14 protein-coding genes are annotated in these 16676 nt (G+C 71.4%); 9 read left to right on the forward strand and 5 right to left on the reverse strand.

Annotated elements, in window-relative coordinates; genetic code table 11:
• Positions 1-28 precede the first annotated feature (28 nt).
• The 4 genes from AB5J49_RS35360 to AB5J49_RS35375 all read left to right on the forward strand — a co-directional run bounded on the left by AB5J49_RS35360 (position 29) and on the right by AB5J49_RS35375 (position 5431).
• A complete protein-coding gene (locus AB5J49_RS35360) occupies positions 29-2878 on the forward strand; it encodes a GNAT family N-acetyltransferase (protein ID WP_369172919.1) in 2850 nt (949 codons plus the stop codon).
• Positions 2879-2930: 52 nt separating this feature from the next.
• On the forward strand, positions 2931-3518 hold the full coding sequence (locus AB5J49_RS35365; RefSeq protein WP_369172920.1) for a DUF5998 family protein: 588 nt from the start codon (positions 2931-2933) through the stop codon (positions 3516-3518).
• A 1-nt stretch (position 3519) separates the two neighbouring features.
• A complete protein-coding gene (locus tag AB5J49_RS35370) occupies positions 3520-4713 on the forward strand; it encodes an alkaline phosphatase family protein (RefSeq protein ID WP_369172921.1) in 1194 nt (397 codons plus the stop codon).
• 70 nt (positions 4714-4783) lie between these two features.
• A complete protein-coding gene (locus AB5J49_RS35375) occupies positions 4784-5431 on the forward strand; it encodes a thymidine kinase (protein WP_369172922.1) in 648 nt (215 codons plus the stop codon).
• A 58-nt stretch (positions 5432-5489) separates the two neighbouring features.
• On the opposite strand, the gene AB5J49_RS35380 is transcribed toward AB5J49_RS35375, so the two are convergent.
• Positions 5490-6293: a VOC family protein gene (locus tag AB5J49_RS35380; RefSeq protein WP_369172923.1), complete on the reverse strand. Its 804-nt coding sequence runs from the start codon at positions 6291-6293 to the stop codon at positions 5490-5492.
• A gap of 296 nt (positions 6294-6589) precedes the next feature.
• Between AB5J49_RS35380 and AB5J49_RS35385 the strand changes: the two genes are divergently transcribed.
• On the forward strand, positions 6590-7441 hold the full coding sequence (locus AB5J49_RS35385; RefSeq protein WP_369172924.1) for a sulfurtransferase: 852 nt from the start codon (positions 6590-6592) through the stop codon (positions 7439-7441).
• A 102-nt stretch (positions 7442-7543) separates the two neighbouring features.
• Here the strand turns inward: AB5J49_RS35385 and sepH are convergent, their stop codons facing one another.
• The 3 genes from sepH to AB5J49_RS35400 all read right to left on the reverse strand — a co-directional run bounded on the left by sepH (position 7544) and on the right by AB5J49_RS35400 (position 11562).
• Positions 7544-8581, reverse strand: a complete 1038-nt coding sequence (gene sepH / locus AB5J49_RS35390; protein WP_369172925.1) for a septation protein SepH — start codon at positions 8579-8581, stop codon at positions 7544-7546.
• 463 nt (positions 8582-9044) lie between these two features.
• Positions 9045-10364: a D-arabinono-1,4-lactone oxidase gene (locus tag AB5J49_RS35395; RefSeq protein ID WP_369172926.1), complete on the reverse strand. Its 1320-nt coding sequence runs from the start codon at positions 10362-10364 to the stop codon at positions 9045-9047.
• Positions 10324-11562: an MFS transporter gene (locus AB5J49_RS35400; RefSeq protein ID WP_369172927.1), complete on the reverse strand. Its 1239-nt coding sequence runs from the start codon at positions 11560-11562 to the stop codon at positions 10324-10326. Before AB5J49_RS35400 ends, AB5J49_RS35395 begins: the two co-directional genes overlap by 41 nt.
• Before the next feature lie 203 nt (positions 11563-11765).
• Here AB5J49_RS35400 and AB5J49_RS35405 point away from each other — a divergent pair, with 203 nt between their 5' ends.
• Positions 11766-12893, forward strand: a complete 1128-nt coding sequence (locus AB5J49_RS35405) for a ferrochelatase (RefSeq protein WP_369172928.1) — start codon at positions 11766-11768, stop codon at positions 12891-12893.
• An 8-nt stretch (positions 12894-12901) separates the two neighbouring features.
• Positions 12902-13717, forward strand: a complete 816-nt coding sequence (locus AB5J49_RS35410) for an inositol monophosphatase family protein (RefSeq protein WP_369172929.1) — start codon at positions 12902-12904, stop codon at positions 13715-13717.
• 109 nt (positions 13718-13826) lie between these two features.
• Here the strand turns inward: AB5J49_RS35410 and AB5J49_RS35415 are convergent, their stop codons facing one another.
• Positions 13827-14000 carry a hypothetical protein gene (locus AB5J49_RS35415; RefSeq protein WP_164904867.1) on the reverse strand — a complete coding sequence of 58 codons (174 nt, stop codon included), beginning with the start codon at positions 13998-14000 and terminating at the stop codon, positions 13827-13829.
• Positions 14001-14416: 416 nt separating this feature from the next.
• Here AB5J49_RS35415 and AB5J49_RS35420 point away from each other — a divergent pair, with 416 nt between their 5' ends.
• Entirely contained in the window at positions 14417-15070 is a 654-nt protein-coding gene (locus AB5J49_RS35420; protein ID WP_007385219.1) for a response regulator transcription factor, read from the forward strand.
• Between the two features lie 6 nt (positions 15071-15076).
• A complete protein-coding gene (locus AB5J49_RS35425) occupies positions 15077-16324 on the forward strand; it encodes a sensor histidine kinase (RefSeq protein WP_369172930.1) in 1248 nt (415 codons plus the stop codon).
• Positions 16325-16676: the final 352 nt, after the last annotated feature.

Here is a 16676-nt window from a genome sequence, read left to right on the forward strand (position 1 = left end):
GTCGTACGCGAGCCGTACCCTGGGCCCCATGCAGAGCGCCTCGGACCGGCACGAGTACCCCGCCCACTGGGAAGCCGACGTGGTGCTGCGCGACGGCGGCACCGCACGCATCCGCCCCATCACCGTTGATGACGCCGAGCGCTTGGTCAGCTTCTACGAGCAGGTCTCGGACGAGTCGAAGTACTACCGCTTCTTCGCGCCCTACCCGCGTCTGTCCGCAAAGGACGTCCACCGCTTCACGCACCACGACTTTGTGGACCGGGTGGGACTCGCGGCCACAGTGGGCGGCGAGTTCATCGCAACCGTACGCTACGACCGGATCGGCGCCGACGGAATGCCCGCGTCCGCACCTGCCGACGAGGCCGAGGTCGCCTTCCTCGTCCAGGACGCCCACCAGGGGCGCGGCGTCGCCTCCGCCCTCCTCGAACACGTCGGCGCGGTCGCGCGCGAGCGCGGGATCCGCCGGTTCGCCGCCGAGGTGCTGCCCGCCAACTCAAAGATGATCAAGGTGTTCACGGACGCTGGGTACACCCAGAAGCGCAGCTTCGAGGACGGCGTCGTACGCCTGGAGTTCGACCTGGAGCCGACGGACCGCTCGCTCGCCGTGCAGTACGCGCGCGAGCAGCGCGCCGAGGCGCGGTCCGTGCGGCGGCTGCTGGTGCCCGGCTCCGTCGCCGTCATCGGCACCGGCCGCACGCCCGGCGGGGTGGGCCGCAGCGTCCTGGGCAACATCAGGGACGCCGGGTTCACCGGGCGGCTGTACGCCGTGAACAAGGCGTTCCCGGAGGACCTCAAGGAGCTCGACGGCGTGCCCGCGCACCGGTCCGTGCGGGACATCGACGGGCCCGTCGACCTCGCGGTGGTCGCCGTGCCGGCCGAGTACGTCCCCGACGTGGTCACCGAGTGCGGCGAGCACGGCGTGCAGGGGCTGGTCGTGGTCTCCTCCGGATACGCCGAGAGCGGGCCCGACGGGCGCGAGCGGCAGCGCGAACTCGTCCGGCACGCGCGCGCGTACGGCATGCGCATCATCGGGCCGAACGCCTTCGGGATCATCAACACCTCCGCCGACGTACGACTGAACGCCTCACTGGCACCCGAGATGCCCCGTCCCGGCCGGATCGGGTTGTTCGCCCAGTCCGGTGCCATCGGGATCGCGCTGCTGTCCCGGCTGCACCGGCGCGGCGGCGGGGTCACCGGGGTCACGGGCGTGTCGACCCTGGTCTCGTCGGGCAACCGGGCCGACGTGTCCGGCAACGATGTCCTGCAGTACTGGTACGACGACCCGGACACCGACGTCGTACTGATGTACCTGGAGTCCATCGGCAACCCGCGCAAGTTCACCCGCCTCGCGCGGCGTACGGCTGCGGCGAAACCGTTGGTCGTGGTGCAGGGGGCGCGGCACGGCGGCGCGGCGCCGCAGGGGCATGCGGTCCGGGCCACGCGGTTGCCGCACACCACGGTGTCCGCGCTGCTGCGGCAGGCCGGGGTGATCCGGGTGGACACGATCACCGAGCTGGTGGACGCGGGGCTGCTGCTCGCGCGTCAGCCACTGCCGGCCGGGCCGCGCGTGGCGATCCTCGGGAACTCCGAGTCGCTGGGGCTGCTGACGTACGACGCGTGCCTGTCCGAGGGGCTGCGGCCGCTGCCGCCGCTGGATCTGACGACGGGGGCGTCGGCCGCGGACTTCCGGGCGGCACTGGCGCGCGCGTTGGCGGACGACACCTGCGACGCGGTGGTGGTGACGGCGATCCCGGCGATCGGGGAGGTGTCGCCGGGGGACGCGGAACTGGCGGAGGCGCTGCGGTCGGCGGCCGAGGGAGTGCCGGGGAAGCCGGTGCTGGTGGTGCACGTGGAGCTGGGCGGCCTGGCGGAGGCCCTGTCGGCCGCGGCGAGCACCGCACCACAGGCGGGCAGGACGGCGCCCGGCACCTCACTGCGTGCCACCCACCCGTTCCGCCCCCTGGACTTCCCTGCCGAGACACCGCCCGAGCAGTCGGACACCTCGGAGAAGGCCCCCCGACTCATCCCCGCCTACCCCGCGGCCGAACGCGCCGTCCGCGCCCTCGCTGAAGCCGTCAAGTACTCCCAGTGGCGGCGCGAGGCGGCCGACCCCGGGAAGGTGCCGGAGTACGAGGACATCGACGAGAAGGGCGCCGCCCAGCTGATCGGCGGCCTGCTCGCGCGCGGGCAAGGGCTCACGCTCGGCATGGACGAGACCTGCGACCTGCTCGGCAAGTACGGCATCCATGCGCACCGCGCCCTGCACGCGCCCACCCCCGACGCCGCCGCCGACGCCGCCCACACCCTCGGCTACCCCGTCGCCCTCAAGGCCACCGCCCCGCATCTGCGCCACCGCGCCGACCTCGGCGGCGTACGGCTCGATCTGGCGGACGAGGAGCAACTGCGGCGGGCGTACGCCGAGTTGTCCGAGCTGTTCGGCAGGCCGGAGGAGCTGCGGCCGGTCGTGCAGAGCATGGCGCCGCGCGGCGTCGACACCGTCGTACGGGCCGTGATCGACCCGGCGGCCGGCGCCGTGCTGTCCTTCGGCCTCGCCGGGGCCGCCTCACAGTTGCTCGGCGACACCGCGCACCGGCTGATCCCGGTCACCGACCGCGACGCGACCTCGATCGTCCGCTCGATCCGGACGGCACCGCTCCTGTTCGGCTGGCGTGGCTCCACGCCCGTCGACACACCTGCCCTGGAGGAGCTGCTGCTGAGGGTGTCGAGGCTGGTCGACGACCACCCGGAGGTCGTCGCGGTCACCCTGGAGCCGGTCGTCGTCGCCACCCACGGCCTGAGCGTGCTCGGCGCCTCGGTACGCCTCGCGCCACCGCCTGCCCGCGACGACCTTGGGCCGAGGACCCTCCCGACCTACTGAGACCGCCGTGAGCGGTGCCTCGCAGTCAGTGGGCCCCCGTAGGATGGGCGTCATGGCCAAGACCAGTACGACGACCCAGGGGCTGCGAGCGGCGATCGAGCGCAGCGGCTACTACCCGGCCCTCGTGGCCGAGGCGGTGGAGGCCGCTGTGGGCGGCGAGCCGATCCGGTCGTACCTGGTCCATCAGGAGACGACGTTCGACCAGAACGAGGTGCGGCGGCATGTGACCGTGCTCGTCCTCACCGGCAACCGCTTCATCGTCAGCCACACCGACGAGCAGGCCGCCGACAGCACCTCCCCGACGCCGTACGCCACGACGTCCACGGAGTCCGTGAAGCTCGGCCGGATCTCGTCGGTGGTGGTCAGCCGTGTGGTCGCCAATCCGGAGCAGTACCAGCCGGGCACGCTGCCCCGCGAGGTCGTGCTGACCATCGGCTGGGGTGCCGTCTCCCGTATCGACCTGGAGCCCGCCGCCTGCGGCGACCCCAACTGCGAGGCCGACCACGGCTACACGGGCAACTCCACGGCGGACGACCTCAGCCTGCGGGTCAGCGAGGCCGGTGACGGCCCGGAGACGGTGCGCCAGGCGCTCGTCTTCGCGCAGTCGCTCTCCGAGGCGACGGCGGACGTCACCCGCTGAGATGATCCAGTCCACCGCCTGGGACTCCCACCCGGAACCTCTCGCCGTCGAATCCGCGCCCGTCCCCGAGTACGGCAGCGGCTCGCTCGCCGATCTGCTGCCCACACTGGCCGCAGGCATGGCCGTACCGGAGATGACCGCCGCGATCCCCGAGCTGACCGCCACCGACCGCAACTGCGTGTTCCTGGTGGACGGCCTCGGCTGGGAGCAGCTCAAGGCGCACCCCGATGAGGCGCCGTTCATGACCTCGCTCCTGAGCAGCTCGCGCGGCGGCACCGGACGCCCGATCACCGCCGGCTACCCGGCGACCACCGCGACCTCCCTCGCCTCCGTCGGCACCGGCCTGCCGCCGGGCGCGCACGGCCTGCCCGGGTACACCGTGCGCAACCCCGAAACCGGCGAGCTGATGAACCAGCTGCGCTGGAACCCGTGGACGTCGCCGCGCGTCTGGCAGCCCTACCCCACGGTCTTCCAGCTGGCGCACCAGGCGGGCGTGCACGCGGCCCAGGTGTCGTCGCCCACCTTCCAGAACACTCCGCTGACCAAGGTCGCGCTCAGCGGCGGCACGTTCCACGGGCGGCTGACCGGCGAGGACCGTATGGACCTGGCGGCCGAGCAACTGGCCGCGGGCGACCGCTCCCTGGTCTACACGTACTACGCCGAACTGGACGGCGCCGGCCACCGCTTCGGCGTCGACTCGGACACCTGGCGCGGCCAGCTCATGTACGTCGACCGGCTCGTCCAGCGCCTCGCCGAGCAGCTGCCGCCGCGCAGCGCGCTCTACGTCACCGCCGACCACGGCATGATCGATGTGCCCTTCGACGAGCAGCACCGCATCGACTTCGACGAGGACTGGGAGCTGCGTGCCGGTGTCGCCCTGCTGGGCGGCGAGGGCCGGGCGCGCCACGTCTACGCGGTGCCCGGCGCCGCGAACGACGTCCTGACCTGCTGGCGCGAGGTGCTCGGCGAACAGTTCTGGGTGGCCTCCCGGGACGAGGCGATCGCCGCGGGCTGGTTCGGGCCACGGATCGACGAGCGTGTCCACGACCGTATCGGTGACGTGGTCGCGGCCGCGCGGGACGACGTCCTGATCATCGCGTCCGAGCGGGAGCCGAAGGAGTCGGCGATGGTCGGCAACCACGGCTCGATGACCCCCGCCGAGCAGTTGGTCCCCCTGCTCGAAGTACGCTCCTGACGCCCTGCACGTCATCGCCGACGTCGTCACCTCCCGACCGATCTCCTCACCGAAAGGTGCTCAACCCGCCATGCCCGAGCTGGTGTTCTTCTCCGGAACGATGGACTGCGGGAAGTCGACGCTGGCTCTGCAGATCGAGCACAACCGTTCGGCGCGTGGTCTCGTGGGCATGATCTTCACGCGCGACGACCGTGCGGGTGAAGGCAAGCTGTCCTCGCGGCTCGGCCTGGTCACGGACGCGGTGGAGGTCGAGGACGGCACGGACCTGTACGCGTACCTCGTCGACCCCCTCTCCCGGGGACGCCGCGCGGACTCCGTCATCGCCGACGAGGCCCAGTTCCTCGCACCGAACCAGATCGACCAACTCGCGCGTGTGGTCGACGACCTGGGCCTCGACGTCTACGCCTTCGGCATCACCACCGACTTCCGCTCCAAGCTGTTCCCGGGCTCCCAGCGCCTGGTGGAACTCGCCGACCGGGTCGAGGTGCTCCAGGTCGAGGCCCTGTGCTGGTGCGGCGCCCGCGCCACGCACAACGCCCGCACGATAGGCGGCGAGATGGTCGTCGAGGGCGCCCAGGTGGTCGTCGGCGACGTCAACCAGGCGGACGCCGTCGGCTACGAGGTCCTGTGCCGCCGCCATCACCGCCGCCGTATGACGGCGGCCAGCGCCCGGGCGGCGGCGCTGTCCCCGGACGTCCTGCCGGTGCAGCCGGCCTGAGCCGCTGCCCCGATCGGAGTCCGGGCCCCAAGCCGCCCCGCGCCACCCCTGAGTGCCGTCAGCGCGGATTCTGGATCAGGGAGAACCGGGCCCCCTCCGGATCCGCCACCGTCGCCACGCGGCCGTGCGCGCTGTCGTGGGCCGCTTTGAGGACATGGCCGCCGAGCTCGCCGATCCGCTCCAGTGCCTCGTCCGTGTCGGCGACTTCGAAGTACGTCATCCAGTGCGGGCCCCGGTCGCGCGGCAGGGCGTTGCCGACGCCGTGGATGCCGGCGACCGGGCGGCCGTCGATGTGCAGGGTGACGTAGTCGAAGTCGGCGGAGACCACCGGCTCCTCCTCGTAGGCGAACACGCTCTCGTAGAACTTGGCGACGTTGACGGACTCGAAGGTCAGCAGCTCGTTCCAGGCGGGGGTGCCGGGCACGCCCGTGACGGCGGTGCCGAGGTGGGCCGCCGTCTGCCAGATGCCGAAGACGGCGCCGGCGGGGTCGGAGCAGATCGCCATCCGGCCGGCCTCGGCGGCGTCCAGCGGGCCCACCCCGACGGTGCCGCCGCACAGCCGTACCGTCTCGGCGGTCAGGTCCACGTCGTTCGAGGCGAGGTAGGGCGTCCAGGCGATGGGGAGGTGGCGGTCGGGCGGCAGCTGGCCGATGCCGGCCACCTCATTGCCGTCGAGCAGGGCCCGCACATAGGGGCCGAGTTGCTGGGGGCCGGGCTGGAACTCCCAGCCGAACAGCGCTCCGTAGAACTCCTGGGTCGCGGCCGGCCCGTGCACCATCAGGCTCACCCAGCAGGGCGTGCCGGGCGTGTGCCGGGCGTGCGTCGCGCCGTTCGGGCCGGCCGACCCCCGTGCCTCGGTCATCGTCACTCTCTCCTCGGCCTCTCGTGGTGGCCGTGTCGCGTCCGTGGTCCGGACCCCCGAGCCGATGCTCGCACCACCCGTGGCCGCGCGCGCTGCGGGCACGCCGCCGCACGACGGCCGGTGCCCGGAGGATGCCCGGTGTGCGATTTACCGCCCGTTTCCGTGCGATTGCCGAGGGAGGTCGATCGGCTGTACAGCATGTGCTCGATCCCGTACGCCTCGTGATCGAGTCTGTCCGGCGGGCAGAGTAGCCGGAGCCGGGCGATGCGGCCACCCCGTGCGCAAGGATGGGGGCCATGAACGTCATCATTTCCGCATCCGAACTCGCGAGCGAACTGACGGGCGAGAACTCGCCGGTGCTGCTCGACGTCCGCTGGCAGCTGACCGTGGCCAAGGCGGCCGGCGAGCCGCCGTTCGACGGCCGGACCGCGTACCGGGCCGGGCACATCCCCGGCGCGGTCTACGTCGACCTGGACCGGGAACTGGCCTCCGCGCCCGGTTCGCGCGGCCGTCACCCGCTGCCGGACTTGGCCGAATTCGGCGCGGCGATGCGCAGGTCGGGCGTGTCGTCGTCGGCGTCGGTGGTCGTGTACGACGGCGGGCAGGGCTGGGCAGCGGCCCGCGCGTGGTGGCTGCTGCGCTGGACGGGTCACCCGGATGTGCGGGTCCTCGACGGCGGGTTGCCGACCTGGCAGGGGTCGCTGGAGACCTCGGTCCCGACTCCGGCGGAGGGTGACTTCGAGCCGGTGCCGGGGGCGACGGGGCTGCTCGACGCCGACGGTGCCGCGGCGCTCGCTCGATCGGGCGTACTTCTGGACGCGCGAGCGGGGGAGCGGTACCGCGGAGAGGTCGAGCCGATCGATCCGGTCGGCGGCCACATCCCGGGCGCGGTGTCCGCCCCCACGAACGAGAACGTCGGCGCGGACGGCCGCTTCCTGCCCGCCGAGGAACTCGGGGCCCGCTTCAAGGCGCTGGGCGCCTCCGAGGGCGCGGAGGTCGGCGTGTACTGCGGCTCGGGCGTCTCCGCCGCACACCAGGTGCTGGCGCTGGCGGTAGCCGGCGTTCCGGCGGCCCTGTACGTCGGTTCGTGGTCGGAGTGGTCGTCGGATTCGTCGCGGCCGGTGGCTGTCGGGCCGGATCCGCAGTAGACGGACGCAGCACGAGGGCCGCGTGGCAACCCACGCGGCCCTCGTGCTCGTACGGCCGCATCCACAGCCGTACGACCGACTGCTCCTGCTTGCCTGCTCCTGCTACTCCTGCTTCTTCCTGCGCGTCCCGAACACGATCTCGTCCCAGCTCGGGACGGCGGCCCGGCGGCCGGGGCGGACGCCGTCCGCTTCGGCCTGACGGTCCGTGGCGCCGATGAGGCGGTCACGGTGACTGCCGACGGAGCGGGGCATGAGGACGTCCGCGTAGGCGGAACCTGCCGAGGCGGCGGGGGCCGGAGGCTCCTCCGTGGCCGGTTCGGCGGGAGGTTCCTCCGCGTCCGGCTCCGGCGGGCGCTCCGGGACCACCAGGTCGCCCCGGAAGCTGGGCACCGCCTCCAGCAGGCTGGTCAGCGAGTCCCGTTCCTCCGTGGTCTCCTCGACGGGCTCGGAGGCCTGGGCCGGCAGGCTCGGCCGCGCGGTCTCGAGGGCGCGGTCCATCCCCCGCTCGCGCGGAAGCCGGGCGATACGCGGTACGAACGGGAAGCTGGGCTCCGGCGCGGCGAGGTCCTCGGACTCGCCGATCAGCGAGCGCGCCTCCTCGTCGACGGCCTGTACGAGCCGCCGGGGCGGGTCGTACGTCCAGCTCGCCGAGTGCGGTTCGCCCGCCACCATGTAGACCAGCAGCACTTCCCAGGTGCCGTCGTCGCGGCGCCACGAGTCCCACTGCACGGTGTCCTTGTCGGCGCCGCGCAGCAGCAGCCGCTCCTGGACGGCCTCGCCGAGCTGCGGGCCGGCGGCGTTCTCACCGGGGCGGCGGACGGGAGTCTTGCGGGCCCGTTCGGCCATGAAGGCGCGCTCGGCGAGCACGGGGCCCTCGAAGCGCCGTACGCGGTCGACGGGGATGCCGGCGAGCTGGGCGACCTCTTCCGCGGTCGCACCAGCGCGTATACGCGCCTGGATGTCACGGGGGCGGAGATGGCTCTCCACCTCGATCTCGATCTGGCCGAGGCGGGGACGGTCGCCGCGCACGGCTGCGCGCAGGCGTTCGTCGATCGGAAGCGTGTACTCCGTCGCGTCGGCAGCCTTCAGCACCAGCCGTGTGCCGTCATTTGAGACGGCCACGACACGCAGTTCGGGCATGGGGACCTCCCGGGTGGTGCCTGCCGACGTCACGTGCGTCGCTGCTTCCGCTAGTCGAGTGTGGCCTGCCCGGGTGCAGCCTGCCACAACCTTGCCGAGTTGCCCGGCGTGTCGGGCACGGGCCCTGGATCGCCGTTATGGCACGGTTACCTGTTCGCAACGCTAAGTGACCAACTCCGTCACCCTGTGCAACTAGCCCCCTCCCGGCGGTCCTTGAAGGCCACGGACGCCCTGGCGGGAGACCGGACCCAGGGCTCGCAACAGTACTCCATTTGGGCCACGTGCGTGGATTGGCGCGCCGCTCAACTTCTGGCAAGGGGTGGGACTTGGCCGTCCGTTGAGCGGTTCCCCGATCTTGAACGTGGCGTACTTCACGCAAACGCCGGAAACGGAACCAGTACTTTCGCCCGCGGCTCTCCTGGCTGCGCAGTTGGCCGACCGGGTGGATCGAGCCGATCGAGTGCTACGCCCCCAACACCCTGCGCAGGTAGTCGTTCTGGAACCGGCGGTCCGGATCCAGCCGGTCCCGCAGCGCCGTGAACTCGCCGAAGCGCGGGTACACCTGGGCGAAGTACTCGGCGTCCCGCGTGTGCACCTTGCCCCAGTGCGGCCGCCCCTCGTGCGCGGTGAAGATCCGCTCGGCGGCGGTGAAGTACCGCTGGTACGGCGTGCCCTTGGCCATGTGGACGGCGATGTACGCGCTGTCGCGGCCCGAGGCGGTGGACAGCGTGATGTCGTCGGCCGGGGCGGTGCGCACCTCGACCGGGAAGCTGACCCTGAGGCCGGAGCGCTCGATCATGGCCTTCAGTTCGCGCACCGTCTCGACGACGGCCTCGCGCGAAACGGCGTACTCCATCTCCACGAAGCGCACCCGGCGCGGTGATGTGAAGACCTTGTAGGGGATGTCCGTGTAGGTCCGCGCGGACAGCGCCTTGCTGGAGATCCGGGCGATCGCCGGGATCGTGGCGGGTACCGCGCGGCCGGCCCACTGCGCCGCCTGGAAGACGCCGTTGGAGAGGAACTCGTCCTCGAACCAGCCGGCGACCTGCCCCACCGGCTTCTCCGGGCCCGCGCTGCGGTTGTTGCGCTTGGTGTTGGTGCTGCCGGTGTGCGGGAACCAGTAGAACTCGAAGTGCTCGTTCTCGGTCCACAGTTCGTCGAAGTCCGCCAGGACCTTGTCCAACGGCATCGGCTCCTCGCGCGCGGAGAGCAGGAAGATCGGCTCCACGGCGAAGGTGATCGCGGTGACGATGCCCAGGGCGCCGAGGCCGATGCGGGCGGCCGCGAAGACCTCCGGGTTCTCCTTCTCGGAGCAGGTGAGCACCGAACCGTCGGCCGTGACCAGTTCCAGGCCCTTGATCTGAGCGGCGATCGAGGCCGACTCACGGCCCGTGCCGTGGGTGCCGGTGCTGGTGGCGCCCGAGACCGTCTGCTCCATGATGTCGCCCATGTTCGTGAGCGACAGGCCCTCGCGCGCCAGGGCCAGGTTGAGCCTCTTGAGCGGGGTGCCGGCCTCGACCGTGACCGTCATGGCATCCCGGTCGATGGAGCGGATCCCGGTCAACAGTTGAGGGCGGATCAACACGCCGTCGGTGGCGGCTATGGACGTGAAGGAGTGGCCGCTGCCGACCGCCTTCACCTTCAGGCCGTCCTCGGCGGCCCGGCGTATGGCCGCGGACAGCTCCTCGACGGAGGCCGGAGTGACCTCTCGCGCGGGGCGGGCGGGGACATTGCCGCCCCAGTTACGCCACGTGCCGTTCCTGCCGCTCGCTGTGCTGCTCAACGGTGCCTCCCCGACGCGGAGCCGGCCTGCTGAGCCGGCGATACCCCAGGAAACCCACCACGACCGCGACGGTCCCGGCCACCGCCGGAACCCCGTACCCGGCGTCCGCACCGGCGGCGTCGATCACCCAGCCGGCCGCGGAGGAGCCGAGCGCGACCCCGACCGCGAGCCCGGTGCTCACCCAGGTCATGCCCTCGGTCAGTTGCGCGCGTGGTACGTGCTCTTCGATCAGGGACATGGTGGTGATCATCGTGGGAGCGACCGCCATGCCCGAGACGAACAGTGCCACGGCCAGAAACGGCAAGTTTCCGACCAGTAGGAGGGGGATCATACTCACGGCCATCGCGCATATGCCCAGCAGCCAGCGAGGTTCGGGCGCCCCCTTGAAGCGCAACAGCCCGAAGACGAGTCCCGCCGCGCAGGAGCCCCCCGCGTACAGCGCGAGGACCAGGCTCGCGGCGCCCTTGTGTCCCTGCTCGTCCGCGAAGGCCACCGTGACCACGTCCACGGACCCGAAGATCGCCCCGGTCGCCACGAAGGTGGCCACCAGGACCTGCAGTCCGGGGGAGCGCAGAGCCGAGCTGCCACCCCGGTGCTCGCGCGGGTGCGGCGCGGGCTCGGTGGCCCGCTGGGCGGTCAGCCAGAAGACACCGACGGCCAGGAAGCAGCCGGCGAGCAGCGGCCCGGCCTCCGGGAACCACGCCGTGGACAGTCCGATGGAGATGATCGGCCCGAAGATGAAGCACACCTCGTCGATCACGGACTCGAAGGAGTACGCGGTGTGCAACTGCGGCGTCTCCCGGTACAGCGCGGCCCAGCGGGCCCGGGTCATCGCCCCGACGCTGGGCACGCAGCCGATACCGACGCAGGCCACGAACAGCACCCAGTCCGGCCACCCGTAGTGGGCGGCGAGCAGCAGCCCGGCGCCCGCCGCCAGCGCGATCAGCGTCGCCGGACGCAGCACCCGCCGCTGCCCGTGCTGGTCGACCAGGCGGGAGACCTGCGGGCCCGCCACCGCCGCGGAGAGCGCGATCGTGGCCGACAGGGCGCCGGCGAGGCCGTAGCGGCCGGTCAGCTGGGAGACCATCGTGACCACGCCGATGCCCATCATCGACAGCGGCATCCGGCCGAGGAAGCCCGCGGCGGTGAAGCCCTTGGTGCCGGGGGCGGCGAACAGGGCGCGGTAGGGGCTCGGCACAGGGGTCTCCGGTCAGACGGAAGTGGCGGGACTGAGCGGCTCGGGGCGACTCAGGGTGGCCCAGGGCTACTCGGTAAGGCGCGTGGGCAGCCGGTACAGCTTACGAGTCAGGTGACCCTGACACACCTGGCCGGACGAATCGGGAACCCGGGTGGTCACCCCGCCGTTTCCCGGCTGTCAGTACCGGATGACAGGATCGATCCATGCCAGACGCGCGCGATGCCACCCCCTACGACGCCCTGCTCCTGCTCTCCTTCGGCGGCCCCGAGGGCCCGGACGACGTGATCCCGTTCCTGGAGAACGTCACCCGCGGGCGGGGCATCCCCAAGGAACGCCTCAAGGAAGTCGGCGAACACTACTTCCTGTTCGGCGGCGTCAGCCCCATCAACGACCAGAACCGCGCCCTGCTCGACGCCCTGCGCAAGGACTTCGCCGAGCACGGCCTGGACCTGCCGGTCTACTGGGGCAACCGCAACTGGGCGCCGTACCTGACGGACACCCTGCGCGAGATGGTCGCGGACGGCCGCCGCCGCATCATCGTCCTCGCCACCAGCGCCTACGCCTCCTACTCGGGCTGCCGCCAGTACCGCGAGAACCTCGCCGACTCGCTCGCCGCCCTTGAGGCCGAGGGCCTGGAGCTGCCGAAGGTCGACAAGCTGCGGCACTACTTCAACCACCCGGGCTTCCTGGAGCCGATGATCGACGGTGTCGTCGAGTCCCTCGCCGACCTTCCCGAGGACGTCCGGGACGGCGCGCACATCGCCTTCTCGACCCACTCGATCCCGACCGCGTCCGCGGACAGCTCCGGCCCGGTCGAGGAGCAGGGCGACGGCGGTGCGTACGTCGAGCAACACCTGGACGTCGCGCAGCTGATCGCCGACGCCGTACGCGAGCGCACCGGCGTCGACCACCCCTGGCAGCTCGTCTACCAGTCCCGCTCCGGCGCTCCGCACATCCCCTGGCTGGAGCCGGACATCTGCGACCACATCGAGGAGCGGCACGAGGCCGGGGTCCCGGCGGTCGTGATCGCCCCCATCGGCTTCGTCTCCGACCACATGGAGGTCCTCTACGACCTCGACACGGAGGCCAAGGCCAAGGCCGAGGAGCTGGGCCTGCCGATGCGCCGCTCGGCCACCGTCGGAGACGACCCGCGCTTCGCCGCCGCGATCCGCGACCTCGTCCTGGAGCGCGCCGCCGTGGAGCGCGGCCAGGACGTCACGCCCTGCGCCCTGGGCGCGCTCGGCGCCGACCACAACCTCTGTCCGATCGGCTGCTGCCCGGCCCGCGCCCCCAGGCCCGCCGCCGCGGGCGCCGACAGCCCGTACGCGTGAGGAGCCCCGTGACCGACCCCCTGCACTCGGAACTGCTCCGGCTGGCCCGGGAGGCCGCCCGCCGCGCGGGCGAGCTGCTGCGCGACGGCCGCCCGGCCGACCTCGCGGTCGCCGCGACCAAGTCGAGCCCGATCGACGTGGTCACCGAGATGGACATCGCGGCGGAGAAGCTGATCACCGACGTGATCTCCGAGCACCGCCCGGACGACGGCTTCCTCGGCGAGGAGGGCGCCTCCACCGAGGGCACGAGCGGCATCCGCTGGGTGATCGACCCGCTCGACGGCACGGTCAACTACCTGTACGGGCTGCCGACTTGGTCCGTCTCCATCGCCGCCGAGCAGGACGGCGAGACGGTCGTCGGGGTCGTGGCGGCCCCGATGCGCGGCGAGACGTACCACGCGGTGCGCGGCACAGGCGCCTGGGCCACGGGCTCCTGGGAAGGCGAGCGAAGGCTCGGCTGCCGGCCCACGGCGCCCCTGGACCAGGCCCTGGTCTCGACCGGCTTCAACTACGTCACCGAGGTGCGCACCCACCAGGCCGACGTCGCGCGGAAGCTGATCCCCCTCCTGCGTGACATCCGCCGCGGCGGCTCGGCCGCGATCGACCTGTGCGACCTGGCCGCGGGCCGCCTCGACGGCTACTACGAGCGTGGCCTGAACGCCTGGGACGTCGCCGCGGGCGACCTGATCGCACGAGAAGCGGGCGCCCTGACCGGTGGACGCCCCGGAGAGCGCCCGTCACGTGATCTCGTGGTGGCGGCCACCCCGGGAGTCTTCGAGCCCCTCCAGCGGCTCCTGGAGGACTTCGGCGCCTGGCACGACTGACGGGCCGCAACGCCGGCCGTCCTCCCGCCCGGCAGGGCGTGAACGCGGCCGCGGGAGCACGCGACGGGGCCCCGGCGCTGGATTCGCCGGGGCCCCGTCGTCGTGCTCGTCAGACGCGTGACGCGCCGACTTCCACACCGTGCTCGGCGGCGAGGCGGCGCAGGTCGTCGAGCTCGCCCTGCTCCACCTCGACGAGGAAGTCGTCGCCCTCGTCACGAGCCCGCGTCAGGTCGGACTCGGTCGCCCTTATGCGCTGCAGAAGTCCTGCGGTGAATGCGTCCATGCTGCGCCCCCTCGTCCTGGGTCGTGGGTCGGTGGCACGGGGGTGTGCCGTTAGGAAGGGGCGATCACGTCTCCGGTAGGTGCCCAGCGCTGCCCTGCCGGGCGGCGACGGTGCCGGACACCCACGCCCGCTCTGCGGGAAGCGGATCGAGTCGTACCGCATGGTGGTGCGGCACGAGCAGAGCGTGATCGCGGGGTGTAAAGCCGTCCTCCCCCCGCTCCCTTCCGCGGAAACCTCAACCGGAAGAGAAAATCTCGCATTCCCGGGCCGCACCCCCGTCCTGCATGGCCCGCGCACCCGTCTTACCGCCGACTTATGGCGGAAAAGGGCAGGATGGAGGCCAAGACACCCGACCAGGACCCCTGCCCGCGTGCGAGTCAAGCGCTACGCGGGTGGACACAGGAAGGACAAGCGACGTGCGCGTACTCGTCGTCGAGGACGAGCAACTGCTCGCCGATGCGGTGGCCACCGGACTTCGCCGGGAGGCCATGGCCGTCGACGTCGTGTACGACGGTGCGGCCGCCCTGGAGCGCATCGGCGTCAACGACTACGACGTGGTCGTCCTCGACCGCGACCTCCCGCTGGTGCACGGCGACGACGTCTGCCGCAAGATCGTCGAACTCGGCATGCCCACACGCGTGCTGATGCTCACGGCCTCCGGCGACGTCAGCGACCGTGTCGAGGGGCTGGAGATCGGCGCCGACGACTATCTGCCCAAGCCCTTCGCCTTCAGCGAGCTGACGGCACGCGTGCGCGCCCTCGGCCGCCGTACGAGCGTGCCGCTGCCCCCCGTCCTGGAGCGCGCCGGCATCAAGCTGGACCCGAACCGCCGCGAGGTGTTCCGGGACGGCAAGGAGGTGCAGCTCGCGCCGAAGGAGTTCGCCGTGCTGGAGGTGCTGATGCGCAGCGAGGGCGCGGTCGTCTCCGCCGAGCAGCTCCTGGAGAAGGCCTGGGACGAGAACACCGACCCGTTCACGAACGTGGTGCGGGTGACCGTCATGACATTGCGCCGCAAGCTAGGGGAGCCACCGGTGATCGTCACCGTGCCCGGCTCCGGCTACCGGATCTGATCGACCATGGCCGCGACTCCCGCGCCTCCCCAGGCGCCTCCCAAGCCCACCTGGGACCCCCGGAGGGTGGAGCCCCCCTTCCCGTGGCTGCGCCCCACCATCCGGATAAGGCTCACGCTGCTGTACGGCGGCATGTTCCTGATCGCCGGCATCCTGCTGCTGTCGATCATCTACCTGCTGGCCGCACAGGCGATCAACACGGGCAACGAACCCCTGTTCAAGATCGTGGACGCCACCCAGCTCCAGGTCACGAGCGACAACTGCCCCGCGATCAAGTCCGACAACCTCACGTTCTCCCAGTTCAACGAGGCGATCAGCGCCTGCATCGACGACCAGCGCCATGTCGCGCTGGATGATCTCCTCAGCCGCTCCCTGCTGGCCCTCCTCGGCCTCGCCGTCATCGCCTTCGCGTTCGGCTACGCCATGGCCGGCCGCGTCCTGTCACCGCTGGGCCGGATCACCCGCACCGCCCGCGCGGTGGCGGGCTCGGACCTGTCCCGCCGTATCGAGCTGGACGGGCCGGACGACGAGCTGAAGGAACTGGCCGACACCTTCGACGAGATGCTGGAGCGGCTGCAGCGGGCGTTCACCGCCCAGCAGCGCTTCGTCGGCAACGCCTCGCACGAGCTGCGTACGCCGCTCGCGATCAACCGCACACTCCTGGAGGTGCACCTGTCGGATCCGAACGCGCCGATGGAGCTCCAGCAGCTCGGCAAGACGCTGCTGGCCACCAACGAGCGCAGCGAGCAGCTGGTCGAGGGCCTGCTGCTGCTCGCCCGCAGCGACAACCAGATCGTCGAGCGCAAACCGGTGGACCTCGCGGAGGTGGCCGAGCAGGCCGTCGACCAGGTGCATGCGGAGGCCGAGACCAAGGGCGTGGTGATCCGCGGCGAGCAGAAGGCCGCGGTCGTGCAGGGCAACGGCGTGCTGCTGGAGCGCATTGCGCTGAACCTGGTGCAGAACGCCGTCCGGTACAACATCCCGGAGGGCGGCTGGGTCGAGGTCACCACCGAGGTCCAGCACGGGCAGGCGGTTCTGGTCGTGTCGAACACCGGGCCGGTGGTGCCGGCGTACGAGATCGACAATCTCTTCGAGCCGTTCAGACGGCTGCGCACGGAGCGCACAGGCAGCGACAAGGGTGTAGGCCTGGGGCTGTCCATCGTGCGGTCCGTGGCCCGGGCGCACGGCGGGCACATCTCGGCGCAACCACGAGAGGGCGGAGGACTCGTGATGCGGGTAACCCTGCCGATCTGAGACCATGTGCGCCGACACCTGACCGACACAACGGGGATGTTCGCTTTGCGCGGAATTTTCTGGGCACTCGTCGAGCAGTCCCGTGTGTGATCGATCACAAGGGCGATTTTCCGGCCATCTACTCTCAGTGATCATGCGGCCCGTTGGAAAGCCGGGAAAATCCGGGTTTTCGGGGGTCTTGATCACGGGAAGTACACGGTGAGACGCCTTTGAACTGCGGCATTAGGACCGTGTACGGTCCCGTTCGCCATCCAAGCCGATCACTCTTGAGGAGTCCGGTTGGGTGTCGATTGAGTAACAGACCTTGATGTGAGGCAAAATCTCCGCCTCGGGTCGGGCACAAGTCCGGCCT

Origin of the sequence: Streptomyces sp. R28 (genome assembly GCF_041052385.1) — a bacterium.
GTDB lineage: Bacteria > Actinomycetota > Actinomycetes > Streptomycetales > Streptomycetaceae > Streptomyces.

What these genes read in the sequence shown, in the direction of transcription:
- AB5J49_RS35360 (WP_369172919.1), top strand. Translation starts at nt 29, where the DNA reads ATGCAGAGCGCCTCGGACCGGCACGAGTACCCCGCCCACTGGGAAGCC.
- AB5J49_RS35365 (WP_369172920.1), top strand. Translation starts at nt 2,931, where the DNA reads ATGGCCAAGACCAGTACGACGACCCAGGGGCTGCGAGCGGCGATCGAG.
- AB5J49_RS35370 (WP_369172921.1), top strand. Translation starts at nt 3,520, where the DNA reads ATGATCCAGTCCACCGCCTGGGACTCCCACCCGGAACCTCTCGCCGTC.
- AB5J49_RS35375 (WP_369172922.1), top strand. Translation starts at nt 4,784, where the DNA reads ATGCCCGAGCTGGTGTTCTTCTCCGGAACGATGGACTGCGGGAAGTCG.
- AB5J49_RS35380 (WP_369172923.1), bottom strand. Translation starts at nt 6,293, where the DNA reads ATGACCGAGGCACGGGGGTCGGCCGGCCCGAACGGCGCGACGCACGCC.
- AB5J49_RS35385 (WP_369172924.1), top strand. Translation starts at nt 6,590, where the DNA reads ATGAACGTCATCATTTCCGCATCCGAACTCGCGAGCGAACTGACGGGC.
- sepH (WP_369172925.1), bottom strand. Translation starts at nt 8,581, where the DNA reads ATGCCCGAACTGCGTGTCGTGGCCGTCTCAAATGACGGCACACGGCTG.
- AB5J49_RS35405 (WP_369172928.1), top strand. Translation starts at nt 11,766, where the DNA reads ATGCCAGACGCGCGCGATGCCACCCCCTACGACGCCCTGCTCCTGCTC.
- AB5J49_RS35415 (WP_164904867.1), bottom strand. Translation starts at nt 14,000, where the DNA reads ATGGACGCATTCACCGCAGGACTTCTGCAGCGCATAAGGGCGACCGAG.
- AB5J49_RS35425 (WP_369172930.1), top strand. Translation starts at nt 15,077, where the DNA reads ATGGCCGCGACTCCCGCGCCTCCCCAGGCGCCTCCCAAGCCCACCTGG.